Here is a 20,219-nt window from a genome sequence, read left to right as displayed (position 1 = left end):
GATTGAGCATATATACAAGCCGATCAAGCATTCAACATCTCATGTCGCGACCATACTGTCACTCCGCAATCGTTCACCACCCCAACACGGAGTGCCATCATGTCCCGCCTTTCCGTCCCGAACCTCGAAACTGACGCCGGCCCCTCCGGCCAGGTCTATGCCCAGATCAAGAAGGCCATCGGCAGCGTGCCGAACACCTTTGCGGCCATCGCCGCCCATGGCCCCGCTGCGCTCAAGGCCGTGCTCGCTGCCGACAACGTGCTCGCCTCCGGCGGACTGACCAAGTCCGACAAGGAGATCATCAAGCTCGTCATCAGCGAAGCCGCCGGCTGTGACTATTGTGTCGCCGCCCACAGCCATCTCGCAAAGCTCGTCGGCCTGGCGCCGGAGATTGTGAAGCAGATCCGCGATGGCCGGCCCACCGGTGATGCCCAACGCGATGCGCTGGTCGCTTTCGTCGACAAGCTTGCGCGCACCAGCGGCACCGTCAGCCACAAGGATTTCGTCGCGATCAAGGCCGCCGGCTACAGCGACGCGCAGCTCGTCGACATCAGCCTCGCCTTTGCCACCACCGTGTTCACCAACGTCTTCAACCGCATCAACGATACCGAGATCGACTTCCCGGCGGTCGCCTAACGCGACGGCCGCCACGTCGCTCATCTCACATCAGGGATCACGACCATGACCATGCTTGCCAACACCCACACCGCCCAAAATCCTCTCGTCCGCGCCCTGCAGGGATCCGGCCTGCTCGCGGAAGATCTCGACTACCATGTCGTCCGCGCCTCGATGGTGATCATGTTCTTCTTCTTCGGTTACCAGAAGTGGTTTCCGTACGAGTTCGAACGGCTGGTCCCGTTCATCAGCAACGGCCCATTGATCTGGTGGCTCTATCCCGTGTTCGGCCATGCCGGCGCCAGCTATTTCCTCGGCGTTTCCGAATGGACCTTCGGCACGCTGCTGCTCGCGGGCTTCTGGAGCCACCGGCTTGGCGTGCTCGGCGCCCTCGGCTCGACCGGCACCTTCATCGCGACCGTCACGATCATTCCCTTCATGCCGGAAGGCTGGGACCTCGCCGCTGGAGGCTTCCCCGCGATGACGGGCAACGTGCCCTTCCTGATGAAGGACGTCGTGCTGCTCGCAGTCTCCTTCTATCTGCTAAGGCAGGATCTGGTTCGCCTGACGCGGTGACGGGTGGCACTCTGCCCAGCGACGTGTCGCCGGCGAGCTTTCCCGCTCGCCGGCGATGGCACGTCGCGACGATCACGGCAGTGTGCCCGCAAGCAGCCGTTTTCGCAGAGCATCAATGAACGCTCTTACCCGGACGGGCATTTGCGCGCGAGTCAGGAAAACCGCCCATATCCCAAGCTCAACCGGCGCGGCATCCGCCAGAACGATCCGCTTCAACTCTCCGCGTTCAATCTGCTCGTACACATCCCAATAGGTCATCATGGCGACCCCCACGCCCGCAAGACAAGCCGCTCGAATAGCGTCGACCGTGCTGGCCGACAGCGGGCCGGCGATCCGGATCTGCTCCAATTCACCTCCACGTACGAACGGCCAGGTCTCCATCGCATGAAGCTTGATGCAGGGGTGGCTCACCAGATCGCCCAGCGTTGCCGGTTCTCCGAAGCGAGCGATATAGGCTGGCGATGCGCAGAGGATGTAGGGATTGTCGGCGAGCCTTGTCGCGATCATGTCGGAAGGCTTCATCGGCGCCACGCGGATCGCAACGTCGAGACCCACCGATGCGATGTCGACGCGATCGTCGCTCAGGACAAGATTGACCCGAAGCGCCGGGTTGTCCGCGATCAGCTTGGCCACGACGGGTACGATGACCGCATGGCCGATGACGTTCGGCGCGGTGACCTTGAGCACACCTGAGAGCCCCGAGCCGGCGGACGACACGGACTCGAATGCTGAATCGCGGGCGGCTATCAGGGCGGCGGCGTGAGGCAAGAAGGCCTCGCCCTCAGGGGTGAGCGACAGTGAGCGCGTGGTCCGATGAAACAGGCGCGCGCCGAGCTCAGCTTCAAGCGCTGCGAGCCTTCGACTGACCAACATTGGCGTTGTGCCCATCTCTCGCGCCGCAGCGGACAGGCTGCCGGCGGTCACGATGCTGCGAAACAGGGCTACATCCGCGAAATCCATTTTATAACGATAATCGATAAAGTGCTTAGCTTCCAGCCGGACTTCTGTCGGCTCACGGCAAGCTTTAAATCGACTTCCGGCAAGGGAGGCTACTCCCGAAGGTAAAGGCCCTGGAGATTCAGATTATGGACAACGAAGCGAAGGCGCTTTTCACGCCGATCGATATAAACGGCCGTACCGCGAAGAACCGTCTTGCTGTTGCGCCAATGACGCGCATCACGGCGACCAAGGACGGCCGGGCTACCGAAACCATGACGCGATACTACGAGCGGTTCGCGCGAGGCGGGTTTGGAACGGTCATCACCGAAGGCATCTATACAGACCAAGCGTTCTCGCAGGGCTACGTCCATCAGCCCGGCATGACCGACGACGTGCAGGCCAAGGCCTGGAAGCCGGTCGTCAACGGCATCAAGGCGCACGGAGCGGTAGCCATCGCCCAGATGATGCATGCCGGAGCGATCAGCCAAGGCAATCGCTTTCGCGACAGCACCGTGGGGCCGTCTGCCATTCAGCCCAAGGGCGAGCAGATGACATTCTATCACGGAAAGGACCGCTACCTACTGCCGGCAGCCATCACGGAGGAGCAGATCGCCGACGCCATTGCCGGCTTCGCGGGCTCGGCTGTGCGTGCGATCCACGTCGCCGGATTCGACGCCATCGAGATTCACGGCGCCAACGGCTACTTGCTCGACCAGTTCCTGACCGACTACGCCAACCGCAGAACCGATCGCTGGGGCGGCGCCACGGAGAACCGCGTGCGGCTAATCGTGGAAACCTTCAAGGCGGTGCGCGCGAAGGTCGGGAGCGCGGTGCCGGTCGGCGTCCGCATCTCGCAAGGCAAGGTGAACGACTATCATCACAAATGGGCGGGTGCGGAGCGTGACGCCGAAATCATCTTCGGCAGCCTCGGCGATGCCGGCGCCGACTTCGTCCATGTGACCGAGTTTGAGGCGTGGAAGCCCGCTTTCGCCAAGGACGGCCCGTCATTGATGCGCCTCGCCAAGCGCTACGCCCCCAAAGCGACGATTTTCGCCAATGGCAGCCTGCACAACATCGAGCAGGCGGTGGCTGCGCTCGACGATGGCGCCGATGTCGTCACGATAGGCCGCGGGGCCTTGGCGAACCCCGACCTGCCCAAGCGTCTGTTGGACCGCAGCTCTCTGGATGAATTTGACCCTGCGATCCTCGGGCCCATCGCCGACATCAAGGACACCGAACTGATGATGTGAGCGCGTCCCGCGACGTCGACGCCGAAGGCCGACGCTCTGAAGATCGTGCACGCATCGAAAGGAACGATCATGACGGGCGCGATCTCCGATGCCTCGGTGGCGTTGTCGCTCATGCTGGAAGCATTGCGCATGCTCGATGGGCCCGAGCATTCGAAGGCTGCGGCCCACCTTCGAGCGGCCATCAAGCAGCTATCGCCTCACACCGCGCAACAGTTGCTTCCACCTTTCGGTGAGGCTCCGAGCAGGTCCTAAGTCGTCATCGGGCGTGTAACCGCGACGACCTCATTCATCGTTTCGGCACCGCTCATCTCGCCGCACGACCCGTGAAGACGGCAAGGCCATGATGGTCGAGGCCACCCGTGATTTTATAAAAAGACCTCTGATATGACGCTCATGAATTTTCAAATTCATTCTGGATGACGACTCGCTATCGAAGATACGACTTGCACTAAGTATCTGAAAATACAGAGTCATATTATTTTCTTCGATCACGACAAAGCGAACCAGCTCCACTGGTTATCTGATGTGTTTTTATAAAAACGCATTTTATATAGAGATGTCTAACAGTCGGATGTAATCGAAAGGATCAATGGCATGGCCAAGTTCGCCTTCTTCGTCGAGTTGAAAGCCAATCGGGGCAAGGAAGCGGAAGTCGAAGCCTTCCTGAAGCAGGGCGCCGCGATGGCGAAGGCAGAGGCCGGAATAGCGGCGTGGTACGGGCTCAAGGAAGAGGAGCCGGGACGTTACGGAATCATCGACACGTTCAATGACGAAGTCGGACGAGACGCGCATTTGAACGGCGAACTTGCGAAGGCGCTGTTCGCGAGGGCAGGCGAGCTGTTTTCCGAAGCTCCCAAGGTGCACCGGCTTCACGTCATCGCCCAGAAATAGAGCGTCTTACCGAGGCTCTTCGTTGCAAGGCAGATGATGAGCTTGGGCGGCGCGACTTAACGAACACTTCAGCGAAGCGACCTCCTCCCTAATTTTTCCGAAAAGGATTCACGATGAACCAGGAATCGCCCAAGCCCACTGTCGTCCTCGTGCACGGGGCCTTCGAAGACGCGTCGATCTGGAATGGAGTGATTGAGAGGCTCCAGCGCGACGGCTACCCGGTCGTCGCCTTCGGCAATCCGCTGCTGGGCCCGGCAATCGACACCGCGTACCTGCGCAGCCTGTTGGACAAGATCCAGGGGCCCGTGATCCTGGCGGCCCACTCCTACGGCGGGGCCGTCATCACGCAGGCCGGGGACGACCCCAAGGTCAAGGGCCTTGTCTACGCGGCCTCCATCATGCCCGCGGTCGGAGAGGCCGCAACCCATTTGCTCGAACGGTACCCCGGCAGCACATTTCCCACGTCCGTCGAGCCGACCACGTACACCCTGCCCGACGGTACCAAAGGCACGTATCTCCTCTACCAGCCCGACAAGTTCCACAGCAACGTTGCCGCCGACGTGCCCGCGAGCGTGGCCGCCCTGATGCTCGCCGGCCAACGCCCCATGAACCTGGCGGCCCTGACCGAACCGCTGACATCCGCGGCTTGGACGAGCAAGCCGAGCTGGCAAGTCAGGCCCCTGCAGGATCGCGCCATTCCGGTCGACGAATACAAGTTCGAAGCCGATCGCGCCCACGCCACCGTCATCGAGGTGAACGCTTCGCACGCCGTCCCCGTCTCCAACCCTGAAGTCGTGGCCGACGTGATCGAACAGGCCGCCCGCGCAGCAGCGAAGTAACGGCGTCCGCAAAGCGCGGTCGCTTGGCATCATTCAAACAGGGAGGACCCATCCGATGACGCAGGACGGTGAACAAGAAGCAACGCCGCCCTGGGATGCGGCTCGGGTCAACCTCACATCGAACGAACTGGCTCCCGGCGTTTTCGCGGTCATGCCTGACGACGTGTTCGAGAAAGACCACGTCGCCACCACGGCCGGTTTCGTGATCGGCGAACGCAGCGTACTCGTCGTCGAGTCAATGCTGAATGGCGAGCTCGCCTCGCAGCTTATCGGGCTCGTACGTCAAGTGACGTCGAAGCCGATCCGCTTCCTCGTCAACACCAGCTATCACGGTGACCATGCCTACGGGAATTACCTGTTCCCCGACAGTACTGTCGTGATTCAGCATCCGGCGACCAAGCGTTACATGGAAGAAAGCTTCGAGGACGATCGCCGTTTCATGATCAGCCTCATGGGTAAGGGGAAGGGCATTGAACGCGTGCAGGCACGCGCCGCTGACATCACTGTCCCCGACATGATCAGCGTCGATCTTGGCAGTCGCATCGTCGAGGTCCGTCACTTTGGGTTCGCGCAGACGCCAGGCGATTTGGTCATATGGGCGCCAGACGCGAAGGTGCTTTGGGTCGGTAACATGATCCAAGCACCGTCTCCGGCGCTTCCATGGCTCCTCGAAGGGCGGCACAAGGAGACGATTACGACCCTTGCCCGCGTGCGCGACTTCCTGCCGGAAGACGCGACCATCATTCCAGGCCACGGCCGGCCGATGCGTCCCGCGGACATTGAATTCCCGCTTCGCTATCTTCGCGAGCTCGACAGCGCCGTGCGCACGGCGATCGCAGAAGGTCGATCGATCGAGGCCACGCTCGAGGCGGTCGCCATGGCGCATTACGGCGAGTACAGCCTGTTCGATTGGGCGCACAACTCCGTCAACGTGCCCGCCGCCTTCCGCCACCTGCAAGAGCCGGACGGCGGATTGGCCTAGGGGAACACGCATCGGAGTCGACCGCGAGCCTGAAGCATCTGGTCGCGTTCGCAACCCTATCGATGTAGCTGATATTACGTCGATTTCTCCCTTGCATCGCCGGGAGAACGTCGGTCCCGCCGAAGTGTGAACGCAGCAGCGATCGAAGCGCTTGCTGTGCAAGTCACCTCATTGTCGGCTCGCAAGGCAACCGCTTTCGCTGATAGACACAGGGTCGGAGGCAGCTTTCGCCATGGAGCGGTTCGACTCGCTCCGAATCTTCCGGACCGCACGTCGGAAAGCGACTGCGGATTGGTCGGTGCAAGGAAGTCTGCCCCCGTTGTGGTCTTCGCCCCTTGGGCGATCAATTTGCGGGAGCAACCCTTGGCGAAAGGGTTACAGGAAGGGGAAATCAAGCAGGAGCTGCAAAATGGCGGGCACCTGCGCAATGTCCTCATCATCACCAAGACGATTGAGGGTATGGCCGAACACCTGGCCTATGTTCGGCCGAGCTGGCGACGCGAATTCCTGCCGCTGCGAACCTGGGGCGACAAGGAAGATCGTACCTACAAGGATCTGGACCGGCTGCTCGTGCTTCTCCGCGACGACTTCGGCTATCGGGGCTTCATTGGGCTCTACATGGATGGTGATCCCGATCTCGTGCGCTATCGCGCGCTTTCGGAAAGCGAAGAGGCCGACGACAAACCGTAAAGCTCGGATCCGACGGTGCCGCTGCCTCACTGCGAGGCTCGCGGTGACATCAGGACTCTCACCCGCAGAATAAAAATGGCTCGCTTGATGCGAGCCATTTTCTCATCGGGACCGGCGAAGTCCGAACGTGGCTGCGGGATACACTACCGCGACCATGCCGGGACGACGCCGTTCAGCGATTTCGGGCCGCCAGGGCACGTCGCGCGTCAGCGAAGGCCGCCGGTAACGTGAAGTGTCTCGCCCGTGACGTAGGACGCTTCGTCCGAAGCGAAGAAGGCCACCGCGGCAGCGATCTCCTCAACCTTGCCGATGCGGCCAAGCGGGGTGGTGGATTCGATCCAGTTGCGCATATCGCCCTCGTGCAGGCCGGCGGACACGACGCCTTCGGTGGCGATCATGCCCGGATTGACGGCGTTGACGCGGATCTTGCGCGGCGCGAGCTCCTTCGACAGCACGGAGGAGATCGCATCCACCGATGCCTTCGTCGCGGTGTAGACGGCGGTGTTCGCCGGCGCGATGGTCGATACGCCGGAGCTGATGTTGATGATGCTGCCCCCATTGGGATTGAAGTGCTGCACCGCTTCCCCCGAGATCAAGAGAAGCCCGAGCACATTGAGGTCGAAATGCTTGTGGAAATGCTCAGGCGTGATGGCCTCGAGCGCCGCGAACTCGTAAATGCCCGCGTTGTTGACGAGGATATCGATCGCACCGAACGCCTTCACGGTCTCCGCGACGACGCTTTTCACGTTTTTGGCATCGGCCAGGTTGCCGTGCACGGCGACGGCTTTGCCACCCTTGGCGATGATGGCGGCGACCACGCGGTCGGCGGCCTCTTTGCTGGCGCTGTAGTTGACGGCAACCGCCGCACCCTCGGCCGCAAGCCGGGCGGAGATTTCGGCACCAATGCCTTTGGATGCGCCGGTCACGAGCGCAACTTTGCCTTCGAGTCTCTTGGTCATCGCATGTCTTCCGTTGTTCGGCGGGATGCCGATATTCAATAGTTCAATACTAGTGAACTATTGAATGAGTTCAAGGGACGTGCTATATTTTGAGCATGGTGCAGTTCGTTCACCCATCGCGGGACGAGATTACACTCGCCGGGGTGCTTGGAGCTCTCGCGGATCCAATGCGGCTGCGCATCGTCAAAAGCCTGGCCGCGCAAAACGATTGCATGTCGTGCACCGAGGCGGCGCCTTGCCCTGACATGGCGAAGTCGACCCTCTCGAACCATTTTCGGATCCTGCGGGAGGCCGGCCTGATCCGGACGTCAAAGCAAGGCGTCCAGCACCGCAACGTTTTGCGCGAAGAGGACATCAACGCGCGGTTTCCAAAGCTGCTGAAAATGATCCTGAGCTTTCCGGACTGAGGGCATTCGCGCACGACAGATTTGTGGAGCGCGCAAGGGATCGGCTGATGTTGCCACCGGGCGTATCCCAAAACAAAAATGGCCCGAGCTTCCGTCCCGGCGCGGCGTGTTGCCCGGCGTTCGCGCCATGATCGATCTTCTGGCTACAGCGCTAAAGGCCCAGGTCTAGCGCGCCGTCTCTGCGCCGACCTGCTAGGGCTGCGAGACATGTTGCTCCGCGCGCGTGACGGAGCCTCCAAGCAGGCAACCTACGGGCCGGCTGTCAGCGAAGCCGAGCCGCACCCGAATCTCGGACAACGACCCCATCGCCCGGCCCTGCATGATGGTGATCCGCGCGCTGTTGCGCTCGACCAGGCCGTTCTTGAGCAGTCCGAACGCGAGCGCCGCGGCGGCAATGCCGGTGGCAGCATCTTCCGGGTAGCCTGATGACTTCGGAAACTGTCGCGCCTCGAAGCGCCGTTCGCCCTGATGTTCGATGGCGTAGGGGTAAAGTCCGGTGGACCCGATCCGCCCGCAGCACGCCTCGATCTGCGCCGGGTCCGGCACCAGCTCATTGAGCTCGCGGACGCCCTTGATCGGGATGAGCGTCTTCACGCGCGACGTGACGGCGTTCTGCACCGGCATATCAAGCAGATCGCGGCGCGACAGCTTGAGCGTCGACAGAACGTCCTCCTCTTCGGCACGCGAGAGATCGACGACCTTGCCGACAGGCTGGCTGATCTCGACGGACGGTTCGCCCGAGTCCATACGATCGACATAGCCCGTCACCGATCCGCTGCGTGTCTCGATGCGGACCTGTTCGCCCGGCAAGCGCCCCTTGGTCGCGAGGACCCAGAGCGCGCCGATGGTCGCGTGACCGCACATCTCCATCTCGTGTCGCGGAACCCAGAACCGGAAGGCATAGTCGGCGTCGCCGCTGGGAGCCGGCAGGACGAAGCCCGACTCATGCCCGAAGCGCCGGGCCACCGACTGCATCCCCGCAGCAGGAAGGTTCGACGCGTCGACGACGATTGGACAAGGGTTGCCACCGCGCCCCATGTGGGTGAACACGTTGACAAGGTCGATCTCGGTCATTGGACAGCTCACTTCATGGAGTGCGCGACGGTGTCAACGATCGCGTTGGCAACAGTTTGATGGACCATGGTCAGATTCGGATGGCGCTCGAATGCCTCGCTGGGCGGAAGTGACAACCTCTGCATGTCGAATCCAAACCCGGGAAGTCGTAACGCTATTCAAGTTTTAGTGACATGTCCGGCTAGATCATTTCTTACAAGCGTCGAAATATTTGCACCGCGCCGATGTTTCTTATGCTGATGACAGCAACACCAGGATCCCCGATGCCCCCGGCTGCGCTGGTCTCCCTGGCGACGTCGGTGCCTCCCCACGTGTTTTTGCAAGAGGACGTGCTAACGGCGGCATGGGATGTCTTCGGCGCCCGCTTTCCCGAATTCGAACGGTTCTCAAGCATTTTCTCGAATACCGGCATAGTCAAGCGTCACGGCGTCAAGCCGTTCGACTGGTATCTCGAACGACGAGGCTGGCCCGAACGCACCGAGGCCTTTCTCGAGGGAGCTGAAGCGCTATTTGTCGATGTCGCCGAGAAGGCGCTGGCGAGCGCACAACTTGCTGGCGGCGATGTCGACACTGTCGTGACCGTCTCTTCCACGGGAATCGCGACACCAAGTCTCGAGGCGCGCGTTGCTCGCCGGATGGGCTTCCGGTCCGATACGATGCGTGTACCGGTGTTTGGTCTTGGCTGTGCGGGCGGGGTTTCTGGTCTATCGATTGCGTCGCGCCTCGCCCAAGCGCGCCCTGGCACCAACGTGCTGCTGGTCACGATCGAGCTCTGCTCACTCGCACTTCGCCTGGACGAACTTACCAAAGCCAACATCGTCGCCGTCAGCCTGTTTGGCGACGGTGCTGCTGCAATCGTGTTGCGCGCGGGCGATGGCGGTGCGACGCAGATCGAGGCTGCCGGCGAACACCTTTGGCCGGATACGCTTGGCATCATGGGATGGAGTGTCGATCCGGAAGGATTCGGCGTCATCTTTCGCCGCACCATACCTGACTTCGTCACGAGGCATTTCAACTCCGCCGTGGCCGAAATTCTCTCCAGAATGCGTCTTTCGGTGGAAGACATTGACCGGTTCATCTGCCATCCCGGCGGCGCGAAGGTTATCTGTGCATTGGAAGGCGCGCTCGCGCTCGACCAAGGAACGCTTTCCCATGAACGACAGATTATCGCCGACTTTGGTAACATGTCGTCACCCACTGTATTGTTCGTGCTTGAGCAGGCTCGCGCGAAGGGGCTGCCGGCGCGCTCACTGTTGACGGCGCTCGGACCCGGCTTCACCGCGAGCTGTGTCTCGCTACGGCACACTGCGTGACGTTTGCTGAACTCATTCTCGGCGCCATCACGCTGCAGCGCGTCGGCGAGCTCGTCATTTCGCGCGCTAACACTCGAAAGCTCCTGGCCCGCGGCGCCGTCGAGGTGGCACCCCGGCATTATCCGTTGATCATCACGGTTCATGCCACCTGGCTGTTGTCGCTGTGGGTGTTCGGCCGCGACCAACCGGTGAATGTCGTTGCCCTGGCCAGCTATCTTATCCTTCAGTGCCTTCGCTTCTGGGTCATCTGGACGCTCGGCTCACGATGGACGACGCGGATTATTGTTCTGCCCGAACAGCCGCTCGTGTCAGCGGGACCCTATCGATTTCTGTCGCATCCCAACTATGCCGTGGTTGCGGGCGAGATCGCCGTGCTCCCTTTGGTTCTGGGTCTGCCGCTGCTGGCCATCGTCTTCACCATCCTCAACGCCGCGGTTCTCGCGATCCGCATACGGGCCGAAAACCTCGCCCTCGCCGCATCCCGTGAGACATTGTGCGTGGCGCATAATGACTGAACGGGTTACCGAGCCGAGTGCAGCTACGTGGCTTGGCTTCGTCCTGATGTGCCTCGGCATGTTCATGGCGATCCTCGACATTCAGGTCGTCGCCACTTCGCTACCCACGATCCAGAGTACACTCGCCATATCGCGAGAGGCGATGAGCTGGATTCAAACCGCGTATCTGATCGCCGAGATCATCGCCATTCCACTGACCGGGTGGCTTACGCGCGTTCTGACGCTGCGATGGCTGTTCGTTATTGCGATCAGCCTCTTTACCCTTGCCTCCATCGGCTGCGCGTTCAGCAGCAGTTTTACGATGCTTGTCAGCTTCCGCGTGCTTCAGGGGTTCGCTGGCGGCGTGCTGATTCCGGCGGTTTTTTCCGCTGTCTTTCTGCTGTTTCCGATCCGTTTGCATCCCGTTGCCACCACCATGGCCGGCATTATGGCCGTGCTGGCGCCCACGGTCGGGCCGGTGGTCGGTGGCTGGATCACCGACACCTGGTCCTGGCATTGGCTGTTTCTGATCAATGTCGCTCCTGGGGTGGTCGCCGCACTCGCCACGCCAATGCTGCTGCCGCGCGAACGACCCCGGCTTTCTGATCTGGCTACACTCGACGTGCCGTCTCTCGGACTTCTTGCGGTTTCGCTTGCATGCCTGGAGATCGGTCTGAAGGAAGGCCCGCAACGCGGGTGGCTTTCTCCATTCTGCTCCATCCTGATCGTCTTGAGTGCTGCCGCGGCAACCGTCTTCGCCATCCGAACACTCAGGGCCGCGCATCCGGTGGTCGAACTGTCGACCTTTAGATCGCGCTCGTTTGCAATCGGTTGCGCATTGAGCTTCTTCCTCGGAGTTGGATTGTTCGGCTCGGTCTATCTCATGCCGGTCTTCCTCGCCTATGTTCGACATCATGACGCATTTGAAATCGGCACGATCATGCTCGTCACCGGCGTTGCGCAGCTTGCCACCGCGCCGATTGCGGGCCTGCTGGAAAGCAGGTTTGATCCCCGCTGGTTGTCGGCGGCGGGGTTTGGTCTGTTCGCGATCGGGCTGGGTTGCAGTGCATTCGAGAGCCGTGTCGCCGACTTCCAGGAAATGTTCTGGCCGCAAGTCTTGCGCGGCGTTGCGATCATGTTTTGCCTGCTGCCTCCGACCCGGCTGGCGTTGGGTTCGCTGACCGCATCACGGGTACCCGACGCAAGCGGCCTGTTCAACCTGATGCGAAACCTCGGGGGCGCAATCGGCATCGCGCTGATCGATACGATCCTTTACGGACGCACCGGCGGGCATGCCGACGCTTTGCGCGAGCGCCTGATTGCGGGCGATGTGACTGCGGCTCAGGCGATCGGGCTTGACCTGACGCTGTTTACCCACCGCCCTCCGCAGGTCTCCGATGCCACGGTTGAAGCCTATCTGCGTCCCATGGTCGAAAAGGCCGCGTTCGCGCTCAGCGCCAACGAAGCCTGGGCCCTCCTCGCTTGCGTGGCGCTGCTCGGACTGTTGCTCATTCCGTTCGCGGCCGGTCCCCTGGAAGGCACTGATGAGAATTCTGGTGATGGCGCACTCAATTGAGTGGTGAATAGAGATCGCAATTGCCGCGGCGCCCGGCCCAACCAGCGAAGTTCGGCGTGGTTCGCTTACCTATCTGAGGAAGGCCGCACTGACCGAGGGACTCGTCGTGACCTGAGACGGTAGGTGCCCGACCCGCCAAAACAAAAATGGCCCGCGTGATGCGGGCCATTTTCGTATCGGAACCGGTAAAAGTCCGAACTTGGTTGCGGGGATAGGATTTGAACCTATGACCTTCAGGTTATGAGCCTGACGAGCTACCGGGCTGCTCCACCCCGCGTTAAACCGTCGCTTTGCCTTGGCCAAGATGCCGGGGACGGTGGATGAAGTGGCCGGCGCTGTTCGCGTGGCTTGCTTCGTCCGTCCCAAAGGCTTCCTTGGAAGGCAACCCCGGGGCAAAGCCCCTCGGGTGCGAGGCGTATGTACCAACCCGGGCTGCCTTTGGAAAGGGCCGCAGAGACGTTTTTTTCGACTTTATGACAGTGAGTTGGGCCGATTTCCGGCCCGTTTGGTGCGCTCTTGCCAGAAGTTCCACAAAGGCCCAGCTTGCGGGCAATAAAACCGGGGGCAAACGCCATTTTCGGGAGGAACGCCATGGACCAGCCTCTGGATAAGTCCCCGGCGGGCGCCCCGCTTCGGGCCCTCAACGAGGCCTTCCACGCCATGGTTGCGCGGGCGCGGGCCGAGCCGGCGCCCGACCTGGCCGAGCGGCTCGACCGGCTGGCGCGGCTGCGCACTGTTGTCGCCGACAACGAGGAGCGTTTCCGGCAGGCGATCTCGGCCGATTTCGGCCACCGCTCGGCCGTCGAGACCACCATCGCCGAGACGATGCTGGTGTTCTCCGAGATCCGGCATGCGACCAAGCATTTGAAGAGCTGGATGGCGCCGCAGCGCGTGGCCACCGCGCTGCAATTCCTGCCCGCGCGCAACCGGCTGATCCCGCAGCCGCTCGGCGTCGTCGGCATCATCGCGCCCTGGAATTATCCGCTCCAGCTCACGCTTGCGCCCGCGATCGGCGCCATCGCCGCCGGCAACCGTGTCATGATCAAGCCGAGCGAACTCTCGCCGCACTTCTCAGTGCTGCTGAAGGAGACGGTGGCCGCGAAATTCGATGCCACCGAGCTATTGGTGACAGGCGTCGAGGACGAAATCGCAAAAGCCTTCGCACACCTCCCCTTCGACCATCTCGTCTTCACCGGCTCGACCCGGGTCGGCCGGCTGGTCGCGGAGGCCGCCGGGCGCAATCTCACGCCCGTGACGCTCGAGCTTGGCGGCAAGTCGCCGGCGATCCTCGACGCCTCCGCCGATCTCGAGGAGGCGGCCGAGCGCATCGCCTACGGAAAGCTGCTCAATGCCGGGCAGACCTGCATCGCGCCGGACTATGTGCTGGTGCCCGAGCGCTCGTTGCAGGCCTTCGCCGAAAAAGTACGCGCGCAGATGCGGCGCATGTTCGGCACCGATCCCGCCAACAAGGACTACACCTCCGTCATCTCCGACCGGCACTATGCGCGGCTGGAAAATCTCGTCGCGGATGCCGCCCAGCGCGGCGCAAAAATCCTGCAACCGGCGAAAGCGGACGATCCGAACTGGAAAGCACACCGCAAATTCCCGCCGACACTGATCGTCGGCGCGACCGAGGCGATGGCGGTGATGCAGGAGGAGATTTTCGGCCCCGTTCTGCCGGTGCTGGGCTATCGCGATCCGGCGGAGGCGATCGCCTTCGTCAACGCCCGCGACCGGCCGCTGGCGCTCTACTGGTTCGGCAAGGATCGCGCCGCCCGCGACGAGGTGCTGTCGCGCACGATCTCCGGCGGCGTCACCATCAACGACTGCCTGTTCCACTTCGCGCAAGCCAACCAGCCGATGGGCGGCGTCGGCGCATCCGGCACCGGCGCCTATCACGGCGAATGGGGCTTTCGCACGTTCAGCAAACTGAAGCCGGTGTTTTATCGCTCCAAGTTCAACCGCCTCGCCGACCTCTACCCGCCCTATGGCGGCAAGATCGCGCGGCTGGAGAAGTTGATGCGGTTCATGTCGTAGCTTTCAGTTATTGCGAGCGAAGCGAAGCAATCCAGACTGTCTCCGCGGCGGGATTCTGGATTGCTTCGCTTCGCTCGCAATGACGAGAAGAAAATGCAGAGGGGGGAAATATCAGTGACTGACACATTCGACTTCGTCGTCGTGGGCGCAGGCTCCGGCGGCTGCGCGGTGGCGGGGCGGCTGTCGGAGGATGCGGCGACATCCGTGGCGCTGCTCGATGCCGGCGGACGGAACGACAATTGGCGGATCACCACGCCATTCGGGCTCGCTTTGCCATACAGCGCGGCCAACTGGGCCTTCGATACCGTGCCGCAGAAGGGATTGAACGGCCGCATCGGCTATCAACCGCGCGGCAAAGGCCTCGGCGGCTCCTCGGCGATCAACGCCATGGTCTACATCCGCGGCCACAAATCGGACTACGACCACTGGGCCTCGCTCGGCAATGCCGGCTGGTCGTACGCCGACGTGCTGCCCTATTTCAAGCGCTCGGAGAACAATTCCGATTTCGACGGCGAGTATCACGGCAAGGGCGGCCCGCTGCATGTCAACAGACTGCGCTCGGACAATCCGATCCATGACGTCTTCCACCAGGCGGCGCGCGAAGCGCAGTTCCGCATCCGCGAGGACTTCAACGCCGAGGACCATGAAGGGCTCGGCAGCTACCAGGTGACGCAGCACCATGGCGAGCGCTGGAGCGCGGCACGCGCCTATCTGCATCCCCACATGGACAAGCGCGCGAATCTGCACGTCGAGACCCAGGCGCAGGCCACGAAAATCCTGTTCGATAGCGGGCGGGCGGTCGGCATCGAATATATGCAGGGCAAGCAGACCAAGCAGCTGCGCGCCCGCCGCGAGGTGATCCTCGCCGGCGGCGCCTTCCAGTCGCCGCAGCTATTGATGCTGTCGGGCATCGGCGATGGCGATGCGCTTCGCGCACACGGCATTGGCGTCATGCATCACTTGCCGGGCGTCGGGCGCAATCTGCAGGACCATCCGGATTTCGTGTTCGTCTACGCCTCCGACTATCCGTACTTCGTTCATTCGTCGCTCGGCCGGTTGCCATCCCTGCTCCGCGCCATCCAGCGGTATCGCCGGGAGCGACGCGGCCTGATGACCACCAATTTCGCCGAGTGTGGCGGCTTCCTGAAGACCAGGCCCGACCTCGCGGTGCCAGACATCCAGCTGCACTTCGTCATCGCGATGCTCGACGACCACGGCCGCAAGAAGCACAAAGAGGCGGGCTTCTCGTGCCATGTCTGCCTGCTCAGACCGAAGAGCCGCGGCAGCGTCTGGCTGAAGAGCGCCGATCCGCTCGCTGCACCCATGATCGATCCGAACTTTCTAGGCGAGGCGGAAGATCTCGAGTCGATGGTCGCGGGCTTCAAGACCACGCGGCGGCTGATGGAGACGCCCGCGCTGCGCGCGTTGCAGAAGAAGGACATGTTCACGTCGGATGTGAGAACGGACGACGACATCCGCGCCATCCTGCGCAATCGCGTCGACACCGTCTATCACCCCGTCGGCACCTGCAAGATGGGCACCGATGCGATGTCGGTGGTCGATCCGAAGCTGAAGGTGCACGGCATCGAGGGCTTGCGCATCGTCGACGCCTCGATCATGCCGACGCTGATCGGTGGCAACACCAACGCGCCGACCATCATGATCGGGGAGAAGGCGGCGGATATGATCAGGGGGGAGCTGCGGACAAACTAGCGGTGCGGCACGAACGGGACTTTTCGAGCTGCAACCGGCCAGGATAGAGTGCTCATCTAGCCCGGAGAAGTTGATGCCCGCCGCTGCCTCGGAGTTTTGCCTGACATGACGCGTGGACGACGGGTCGGACTTGCGGCAGCGATCGCGCTGGCGCTTTTCGTTGCCTATGAGGTGATATCGTCGTTCGTCGCCTTCACCGACGACGCCTATGTTCAGTCCGATCTGGTCGCGCTCGCGCCTCAGGTGACTGGGCGCATCATTGCCGTACATGTCGCCGACAATCAGGATGTGGCCGAGGGCGACCTGCTTGCCAGCATCGATCCCGTACCTTTCCAGTTGGCCCTGGATCAGCGGCGTGCCGATCTTGCCGAGGCCCGCGCGCAGATCGCCTCCGACCAGCACCGGATCGCATCGGCACGGGACGCGTTGGCGGCGGCGAGCTCGGCCGCGGATTTTGCGAGCGAAAACGAAAAGCGCCTGACGACGCTCGCCTCGGCCCAGGATGTCTCCCGCGTCGCGCTCGACCAGGCGAGCGATACGCTGCGACGCGCGAATGCGGCACGCGACGCCGCAAAGGAGTCGGTCGCGGCGACGGAGGCCACGCTATCCATGCATCAAGCGAGCCACGCCCGCGCCAATTCGGCGCTGGCGCTCGCAGAATGGCAGCTCGCCCGCACCAAGCTGGTCGCACCAACCAGCGGCACGGTCACGTCGCTCAGCCTGCGCGTGGGCGACACTGCACAGGCCGATGTGCCGCTGATCGGCATCGTCGATGCCCGCGCCTGGCGCATCGTCGCCAACTTCAAGGAAAGCTACATCCGCGGCTTTGCCGTCGGCAGCACGGCCTGGGTGTCGCTGGACTCAAATCCCTGGCATCTACGCCGTGCCAAGGTGACCGGCGTTGCTCGTGGCATCAGCCGCGAACCCGTGCCCAATCGCCTCCTCAACTACGTGGCGCCGACCACTGACTGGATCCGCCTCAAGCGCCGCTTTCCGGTGACGCTGACGCTGGTCGATCCACCACCCGACCTGAGACTCTATATGGGTGCCGACGCTAGGGTGGTCGTGCTGCCATGAGCGGGGCCGCGACGAGAGCGATCTCTGCATTGCGGCGGGAGTTGCTGGAGATCGATCTGGCCGGTCCACGCGGCCATCATTGCAGCCGCGTTGCACTGGCCGTCACGCTGGCCGTGATCGTGGCGCTTGTGCTGCGGGTGGACGCACCATGGTGGGCGGCGATCAGTGCCTTCGTCTCGACGCAGGTGACGGCGCCCTCTTCCTTGCGTCGCGGCGCCCTGCGCATCGTCGGCACCGCGATCGGTGCCGCTGCCGGCCTGCTCTTGAGCCCGTGGCTGATCGAGGACCAGGTTGCACTGAGCCTCGCACTGTTCATCGCAAGCAGCATCGGCGTGCTCGGCCTGCAAGTCAGTCGCCACGGCTATGCCTGGCTGCTCGGCGCCGTCACGGCCGACATGGTGCTGCTCGCAACGCTCGACGATCCGACCTCGGCGCTGTCAGTCGCCTGCAACCGTACTGCCGAGGTGACGATCGGCACTCTCGCCGCCATTCTGGTCTCGCACCTGCTGTCGCCGCGCGAGGATCATGCGCCGCCACGTCCGCGGGCGCCGGGCTGGTCCGACCTTCTCGGCGCGCAATGGGCCTCGACCCAGCACGCAATGCGCGCGGGCCTTGGTGTGATGCTGGTGCCGCTGGCATGGAGCTGGCTGCAATTGCCGAGCTTCTCGCAGGCCGCAATCACGGTCGCGGCCGTGATGGCCGTGCCGGCAATATCCGACGACGATGCTGCGAATCGCGAGAAGATCGCGGCCCGTGGCACGCATCGCATCCTCGGCTGCCTGATCGGCGGCCTCGCCGGCCTCGCGGTGCTGATCGCCTCGTTCGAAAACTTCCTGCCCTGGCTTGCCGCGCTTGCCATCGGGGTCTGGGTCGGTGCGCATGTCCAGGCGAGCGCGCGCGATATCGGCTATGTCGGCACACAAGGCGCGGTCGTCTTCATCATGACGATGGTGCAGGGATCAGGGCCGCCGTCCAGCATCATTCCCGGCATCGAGCGCCTTGCCGGTATCACCGGCGGGCTGCTGATCGTCGAGATCGTGGCTATCCTGCTGACGCCCTCGGCTAGGAACGCTGAAACAAGATAATGCGGTAGCTCTTCTCCCTCTCCCCGTTCTTACGGGGAGAGGGTTGGGGTGAAGGGCTATCTCGGCAAAAACGGTGATAGCTGGACTCGCGGAGACTCCCTCTCACCCGGAATTTGCTCTCGCAAACTCCGGCCTCTCCCCGCTTGCGGGGAGAGGCGAAGTCGGGCTCAATTCAGCAGGAAACCACCATCGACGGTGATGACACTCCCCGTCATGTACCGCGACGCCTTCGAGGCCAGCAGCAGGATCGCGCCATCGAGATCGGACTCGGCGCCGACGCGGCGCTGCGGGATGCGCTTGGTCAGGCGTTCGCCCGGCGGGGTGGACCAGAAGGCGTGATTCATTTCCGTGTCGATATAGCCGGGCGCCAGCGCGTTGATGCGGATGTTCTGGCCCGCGAGCTCCAGCGCCATCGCCCTGGTCGCCTGGAGGATGCCGGCCTTGGAGATCGCATAGGGCGACACCGCCTTCAGCACGCCGGTGCCGAGCACGGAAGCGATGTTGACGATGTTGCCTTCCTGCTTGCGCGCGATCATACGGCGCGCGACTTCGGTCGCGAGGAAATAAGCGCCTTTCAAATTGGCGCCGATCACGGCGTCCCAATCGGACTCGGTCTGCTCGGTCGCGAGCTTCTCGATGGCGATGCCGGCATTGTTGATCAGCACCGTGATCGGACCGAGCGCGGCTTCCGTGGCATCCACGGCCTTGGCGATCGATGACATGTCAGTGACGTCGAGCGCGACCGCGGCAGCGCGGCCGCCCTTGCCGCGGATCTCCTCCTCCAGGCTCTTCAGCTTGTCGGTCTGCCGCGCGGCGAGCGCGACGGCCGCGCCATGGTCCGCCAGAACCCGGGCAAATTGCCGCCCCAGCCCCTGGCTCGCGCCCGTCACTAGGATGGTTTCTTGACTGACGTCGAATAAGTCTGACATGACGCTTGCCTTGAGTGTTTTCCCTGAGCTTTGGAGCCACCAATACAGACGATTTTAACGATCTGAAACCGGAATGATCGGTCCGGCGTTCATTCGTTCCATCGACGCAAGCGTTCCATCGAGGCAGGCCTGACGCTCATGAACAGTTTCGATCTCGCGGTCTATGCGGCACTCGTCGTCGCGATCGGCTTCGGTTTCAGGACTGGCCTGCTCGGCAGCGCCATGACCATCCTCGCCTATCTCCTGGCCGCTCCCATCGCCGTCGGACTGATGCCGCTGATCGTGCCGCAGGTCGCGAGCAATCCGAACGCGCCGCTGCTGCAAAACTGGATCTGGTTCTTCGGCATCTTCGTGGTCGTCGGCATGCTCCTTGGTTATATCGGCCGCCTCGCGCTGAACGACACGATACGCGAAGCCGGGATCGGCGACCGGCTCGCCGGCGCCGCACTCGGCGCCGTCAGGGTCGGCCTCGTCGCCACCACCCTGGTGCTGGTGTTCGACCAGATCGTGCCGGCCAACCGCCAGCCGCCGTTCCTCGCCGGTTCGCATCTGCGGCCGCTGTTCTCGGCGGCCGGCAAGATGGGCTTCAAGACATTGCCGCCGGAGGCCGCCGCCGCGATCGACCGCCTCAAGCAGGAACGGCGCATCTAGCTTATTGTCTGGGCATGATCTTTTCGGAAAACCGCTGCACACTTTTCCGGATCATGCCCGCACATTTGCATCGCCGCGCGACCGCGCCATGCATTTTGACGTGGCCCCCTCCCTTATCAGCG

21 protein-coding genes and 1 tRNA gene are annotated in these 20,219 nt (G+C 62.7%); 17 read left to right on the top strand and 5 right to left on the bottom strand.

Annotated features, from left to right (window positions below; genetic code table 11):
- Positions 1–99 precede the first annotated feature (99 nt).
- Both ABIA90_RS10690 and ABIA90_RS10685 read left to right on the top strand, forming a co-directional pair.
- Complete coding sequence (locus ABIA90_RS10690; protein WP_354118786.1) at positions 100–636, top strand: carboxymuconolactone decarboxylase family protein; 537 nt, start codon at positions 100–102, stop codon at positions 634–636.
- A gap of 45 nt (positions 637–681) precedes the next feature.
- Positions 682–1,191 carry a YkgB family protein gene (locus ABIA90_RS10685; protein WP_354118785.1) on the top strand — a complete coding sequence of 170 codons (510 nt, stop codon included), beginning with the start codon at positions 682–684 and terminating at the stop codon, positions 1,189–1,191.
- A gap of 72 nt (positions 1,192–1,263) precedes the next feature.
- Here the strand turns inward: ABIA90_RS10685 and ABIA90_RS10680 are convergent, their stop codons facing one another.
- Positions 1,264–2,151: a LysR family transcriptional regulator gene (locus ABIA90_RS10680; RefSeq protein ID WP_354118784.1), complete on the bottom strand. Its 888-nt coding sequence runs from the start codon at positions 2,149–2,151 to the stop codon at positions 1,264–1,266.
- A gap of 125 nt (positions 2,152–2,276) precedes the next feature.
- Between ABIA90_RS10680 and ABIA90_RS10675 the strand changes: the two genes are divergently transcribed.
- The 6 genes from ABIA90_RS10675 to ABIA90_RS10650 all read left to right on the top strand — a co-directional run bounded on the left by ABIA90_RS10675 (position 2,277) and on the right by ABIA90_RS10650 (position 6,782).
- Entirely contained in the window at positions 2,277–3,380 is a 1,104-nt protein-coding gene (locus tag ABIA90_RS10675; protein WP_354118783.1) for an NADH:flavin oxidoreductase, read from the top strand.
- Positions 3,381–3,449: 69 nt separating this feature from the next.
- On the top strand, positions 3,450–3,632 hold the full coding sequence (locus tag ABIA90_RS10670; protein ID WP_354118782.1) for a hypothetical protein: 183 nt from the start codon (positions 3,450–3,452) through the stop codon (positions 3,630–3,632).
- 342 nt (positions 3,633–3,974) lie between these two features.
- The gene (locus ABIA90_RS10665) at positions 3,975–4,271 is read left to right on the top strand and encodes a putative quinol monooxygenase (protein WP_354118781.1); all 297 of its coding nucleotides are present in this window, start codon (positions 3,975–3,977) and stop codon (positions 4,269–4,271) included.
- 113 nt (positions 4,272–4,384) lie between these two features.
- Complete coding sequence (locus tag ABIA90_RS10660; RefSeq protein WP_354118780.1) at positions 4,385–5,110, top strand: alpha/beta fold hydrolase; 726 nt, start codon at positions 4,385–4,387, stop codon at positions 5,108–5,110.
- A gap of 55 nt (positions 5,111–5,165) precedes the next feature.
- Positions 5,166–6,092: an MBL fold metallo-hydrolase gene (locus tag ABIA90_RS10655; protein WP_354118779.1), complete on the top strand. Its 927-nt coding sequence runs from the start codon at positions 5,166–5,168 to the stop codon at positions 6,090–6,092.
- A 363-nt stretch (positions 6,093–6,455) separates the two neighbouring features.
- Positions 6,456–6,782 (top strand): hypothetical protein, encoded by a 327-nt coding sequence (locus ABIA90_RS10650; RefSeq protein WP_028157274.1) that lies wholly within the window; start codon positions 6,456–6,458, stop codon positions 6,780–6,782.
- A gap of 206 nt (positions 6,783–6,988) precedes the next feature.
- On the opposite strand, the gene ABIA90_RS10645 is transcribed toward ABIA90_RS10650, so the two are convergent.
- Positions 6,989–7,741: an SDR family NAD(P)-dependent oxidoreductase gene (locus tag ABIA90_RS10645; protein WP_014498385.1), complete on the bottom strand. Its 753-nt coding sequence runs from the start codon at positions 7,739–7,741 to the stop codon at positions 6,989–6,991.
- Between the two features lie 95 nt (positions 7,742–7,836).
- Here ABIA90_RS10645 and ABIA90_RS10640 point away from each other — a divergent pair, with 95 nt between their 5' ends.
- A complete protein-coding gene (locus tag ABIA90_RS10640) occupies positions 7,837–8,148 on the top strand; it encodes an ArsR/SmtB family transcription factor (protein WP_028148917.1) in 312 nt (103 codons plus the stop codon).
- Positions 8,149–8,340: 192 nt separating this feature from the next.
- Here ABIA90_RS10640 and ABIA90_RS10635 read toward each other — a convergent pair whose 3' ends face one another.
- Positions 8,341–9,222, bottom strand: a complete 882-nt coding sequence (locus ABIA90_RS10635) for a PhzF family phenazine biosynthesis protein (protein ID WP_354118778.1) — start codon at positions 9,220–9,222, stop codon at positions 8,341–8,343.
- 263 nt (positions 9,223–9,485) lie between these two features.
- Between ABIA90_RS10635 and ABIA90_RS10630 the strand changes: the two genes are divergently transcribed.
- Genes ABIA90_RS10630 through ABIA90_RS10620 form a run of 3 tightly spaced genes read left to right on the top strand, consistent with a single transcriptional unit; the run spans position 9,486 to position 12,605 of the window.
- Positions 9,486–10,535: a type III polyketide synthase gene (locus ABIA90_RS10630; protein ID WP_354118777.1), complete on the top strand. Its 1,050-nt coding sequence runs from the start codon at positions 9,486–9,488 to the stop codon at positions 10,533–10,535.
- The gene (locus ABIA90_RS10625) at positions 10,532–11,050 is read left to right on the top strand and encodes an isoprenylcysteine carboxyl methyltransferase family protein (RefSeq protein WP_354118776.1); all 519 of its coding nucleotides are present in this window, start codon (positions 10,532–10,534) and stop codon (positions 11,048–11,050) included. The genes ABIA90_RS10630 and ABIA90_RS10625 overlap by 4 nt, the downstream gene beginning before the upstream one ends.
- Positions 11,043–12,605, top strand: a complete 1,563-nt coding sequence (locus tag ABIA90_RS10620) for a DHA2 family efflux MFS transporter permease subunit (RefSeq protein WP_354118775.1) — start codon at positions 11,043–11,045, stop codon at positions 12,603–12,605. Before ABIA90_RS10625 ends, ABIA90_RS10620 begins: the two co-directional genes overlap by 8 nt.
- A 200-nt stretch (positions 12,606–12,805) precedes the next feature.
- On the opposite strand, the gene ABIA90_RS10615 is transcribed toward ABIA90_RS10620, so the two are convergent.
- Positions 12,806–12,882, bottom strand: a tRNA-Met gene (locus ABIA90_RS10615).
- A gap of 314 nt (positions 12,883–13,196) precedes the next feature.
- Between ABIA90_RS10615 and ABIA90_RS10610 the strand changes: the two genes are divergently transcribed.
- The 4 genes from ABIA90_RS10610 (at position 13,197) to ABIA90_RS10595 (ending at position 18,517) form a co-directional block, all read left to right on the top strand.
- Positions 13,197–14,642: a coniferyl aldehyde dehydrogenase gene (locus ABIA90_RS10610; RefSeq protein ID WP_354118774.1), complete on the top strand. Its 1,446-nt coding sequence runs from the start codon at positions 13,197–13,199 to the stop codon at positions 14,640–14,642.
- A gap of 114 nt (positions 14,643–14,756) precedes the next feature.
- Positions 14,757–16,355 (top strand): GMC family oxidoreductase, encoded by a 1,599-nt coding sequence (locus ABIA90_RS10605; RefSeq protein ID WP_354118773.1) that lies wholly within the window; start codon positions 14,757–14,759, stop codon positions 16,353–16,355.
- A gap of 105 nt (positions 16,356–16,460) precedes the next feature.
- A complete protein-coding gene (locus tag ABIA90_RS10600; RefSeq protein WP_354118772.1) occupies positions 16,461–17,432 on the top strand; it encodes an HlyD family secretion protein in 972 nt (323 codons plus the stop codon).
- Entirely contained in the window at positions 17,429–18,517 is a 1,089-nt protein-coding gene (locus ABIA90_RS10595) for an FUSC family protein (protein ID WP_354118771.1), read from the top strand. Before ABIA90_RS10600 ends, ABIA90_RS10595 begins: the two co-directional genes overlap by 4 nt.
- A gap of 167 nt (positions 18,518–18,684) precedes the next feature.
- Here ABIA90_RS10595 and ABIA90_RS10590 read toward each other — a convergent pair whose 3' ends face one another.
- Positions 18,685–19,446 (bottom strand): SDR family oxidoreductase, encoded by a 762-nt coding sequence (locus ABIA90_RS10590; protein ID WP_354118770.1) that lies wholly within the window; start codon positions 19,444–19,446, stop codon positions 18,685–18,687.
- A 138-nt stretch (positions 19,447–19,584) separates the two neighbouring features.
- Here ABIA90_RS10590 and ABIA90_RS10585 point away from each other — a divergent pair, with 138 nt between their 5' ends.
- Positions 19,585–20,097: a CvpA family protein gene (locus tag ABIA90_RS10585; RefSeq protein WP_247316222.1), complete on the top strand. Its 513-nt coding sequence runs from the start codon at positions 19,585–19,587 to the stop codon at positions 20,095–20,097.
- The last annotated feature ends 122 nt before the right edge of the window (positions 20,098–20,219 follow it).

The organism is Bradyrhizobium sp. LA6.8 (assembly GCF_040547935.1).
GTDB lineage: Bacteria > Pseudomonadota > Alphaproteobacteria > Rhizobiales > Xanthobacteraceae > Bradyrhizobium > Bradyrhizobium barranii.
The sequence above is the reverse complement of the archived record's forward strand: the minus strand, read 5'-3'. Positions and strand labels throughout refer to the sequence as shown.

What these genes read in the sequence shown, in the direction of transcription:
- ABIA90_RS10595 (WP_354118771.1), top strand. Translation starts at nt 17,429, where the DNA reads ATGAGCGGGGCCGCGACGAGAGCGATCTCTGCATTGCGGCGGGAGTTG.
- ABIA90_RS10585 (WP_247316222.1), top strand. Translation starts at nt 19,585, where the DNA reads ATGAACAGTTTCGATCTCGCGGTCTATGCGGCACTCGTCGTCGCGATC.
- ABIA90_RS10610 (WP_354118774.1), top strand. Translation starts at nt 13,197, where the DNA reads ATGGACCAGCCTCTGGATAAGTCCCCGGCGGGCGCCCCGCTTCGGGCC.
- ABIA90_RS10665 (WP_354118781.1), top strand. Translation starts at nt 3,975, where the DNA reads ATGGCCAAGTTCGCCTTCTTCGTCGAGTTGAAAGCCAATCGGGGCAAG.
- ABIA90_RS10660 (WP_354118780.1), top strand. Translation starts at nt 4,385, where the DNA reads ATGAACCAGGAATCGCCCAAGCCCACTGTCGTCCTCGTGCACGGGGCC.
- ABIA90_RS10680 (WP_354118784.1), bottom strand. Translation starts at nt 2,151, where the DNA reads ATGGATTTCGCGGATGTAGCCCTGTTTCGCAGCATCGTGACCGCCGGC.
- ABIA90_RS10630 (WP_354118777.1), top strand. Translation starts at nt 9,486, where the DNA reads ATGCCCCCGGCTGCGCTGGTCTCCCTGGCGACGTCGGTGCCTCCCCAC.
- ABIA90_RS10655 (WP_354118779.1), top strand. Translation starts at nt 5,166, where the DNA reads ATGACGCAGGACGGTGAACAAGAAGCAACGCCGCCCTGGGATGCGGCT.
- ABIA90_RS10635 (WP_354118778.1), bottom strand. Translation starts at nt 9,222, where the DNA reads ATGACCGAGATCGACCTTGTCAACGTGTTCACCCACATGGGGCGCGGT.
- ABIA90_RS10675 (WP_354118783.1), top strand. Translation starts at nt 2,277, where the DNA reads ATGGACAACGAAGCGAAGGCGCTTTTCACGCCGATCGATATAAACGGC.
- ABIA90_RS10645 (WP_014498385.1), bottom strand. Translation starts at nt 7,741, where the DNA reads ATGACCAAGAGACTCGAAGGCAAAGTTGCGCTCGTGACCGGCGCATCC.
- ABIA90_RS10685 (WP_354118785.1), top strand. Translation starts at nt 682, where the DNA reads ATGACCATGCTTGCCAACACCCACACCGCCCAAAATCCTCTCGTCCGC.
- ABIA90_RS10640 (WP_028148917.1), top strand. Translation starts at nt 7,837, where the DNA reads ATGGTGCAGTTCGTTCACCCATCGCGGGACGAGATTACACTCGCCGGG.
- ABIA90_RS10620 (WP_354118775.1), top strand. Translation starts at nt 11,043, where the DNA reads ATGACTGAACGGGTTACCGAGCCGAGTGCAGCTACGTGGCTTGGCTTC.
- ABIA90_RS10690 (WP_354118786.1), top strand. Translation starts at nt 100, where the DNA reads ATGTCCCGCCTTTCCGTCCCGAACCTCGAAACTGACGCCGGCCCCTCC.
- ABIA90_RS10590 (WP_354118770.1), bottom strand. Translation starts at nt 19,446, where the DNA reads ATGTCAGACTTATTCGACGTCAGTCAAGAAACCATCCTAGTGACGGGC.
- ABIA90_RS10600 (WP_354118772.1), top strand. Translation starts at nt 16,461, where the DNA reads ATGACGCGTGGACGACGGGTCGGACTTGCGGCAGCGATCGCGCTGGCG.
- ABIA90_RS10670 (WP_354118782.1), top strand. Translation starts at nt 3,450, where the DNA reads ATGACGGGCGCGATCTCCGATGCCTCGGTGGCGTTGTCGCTCATGCTG.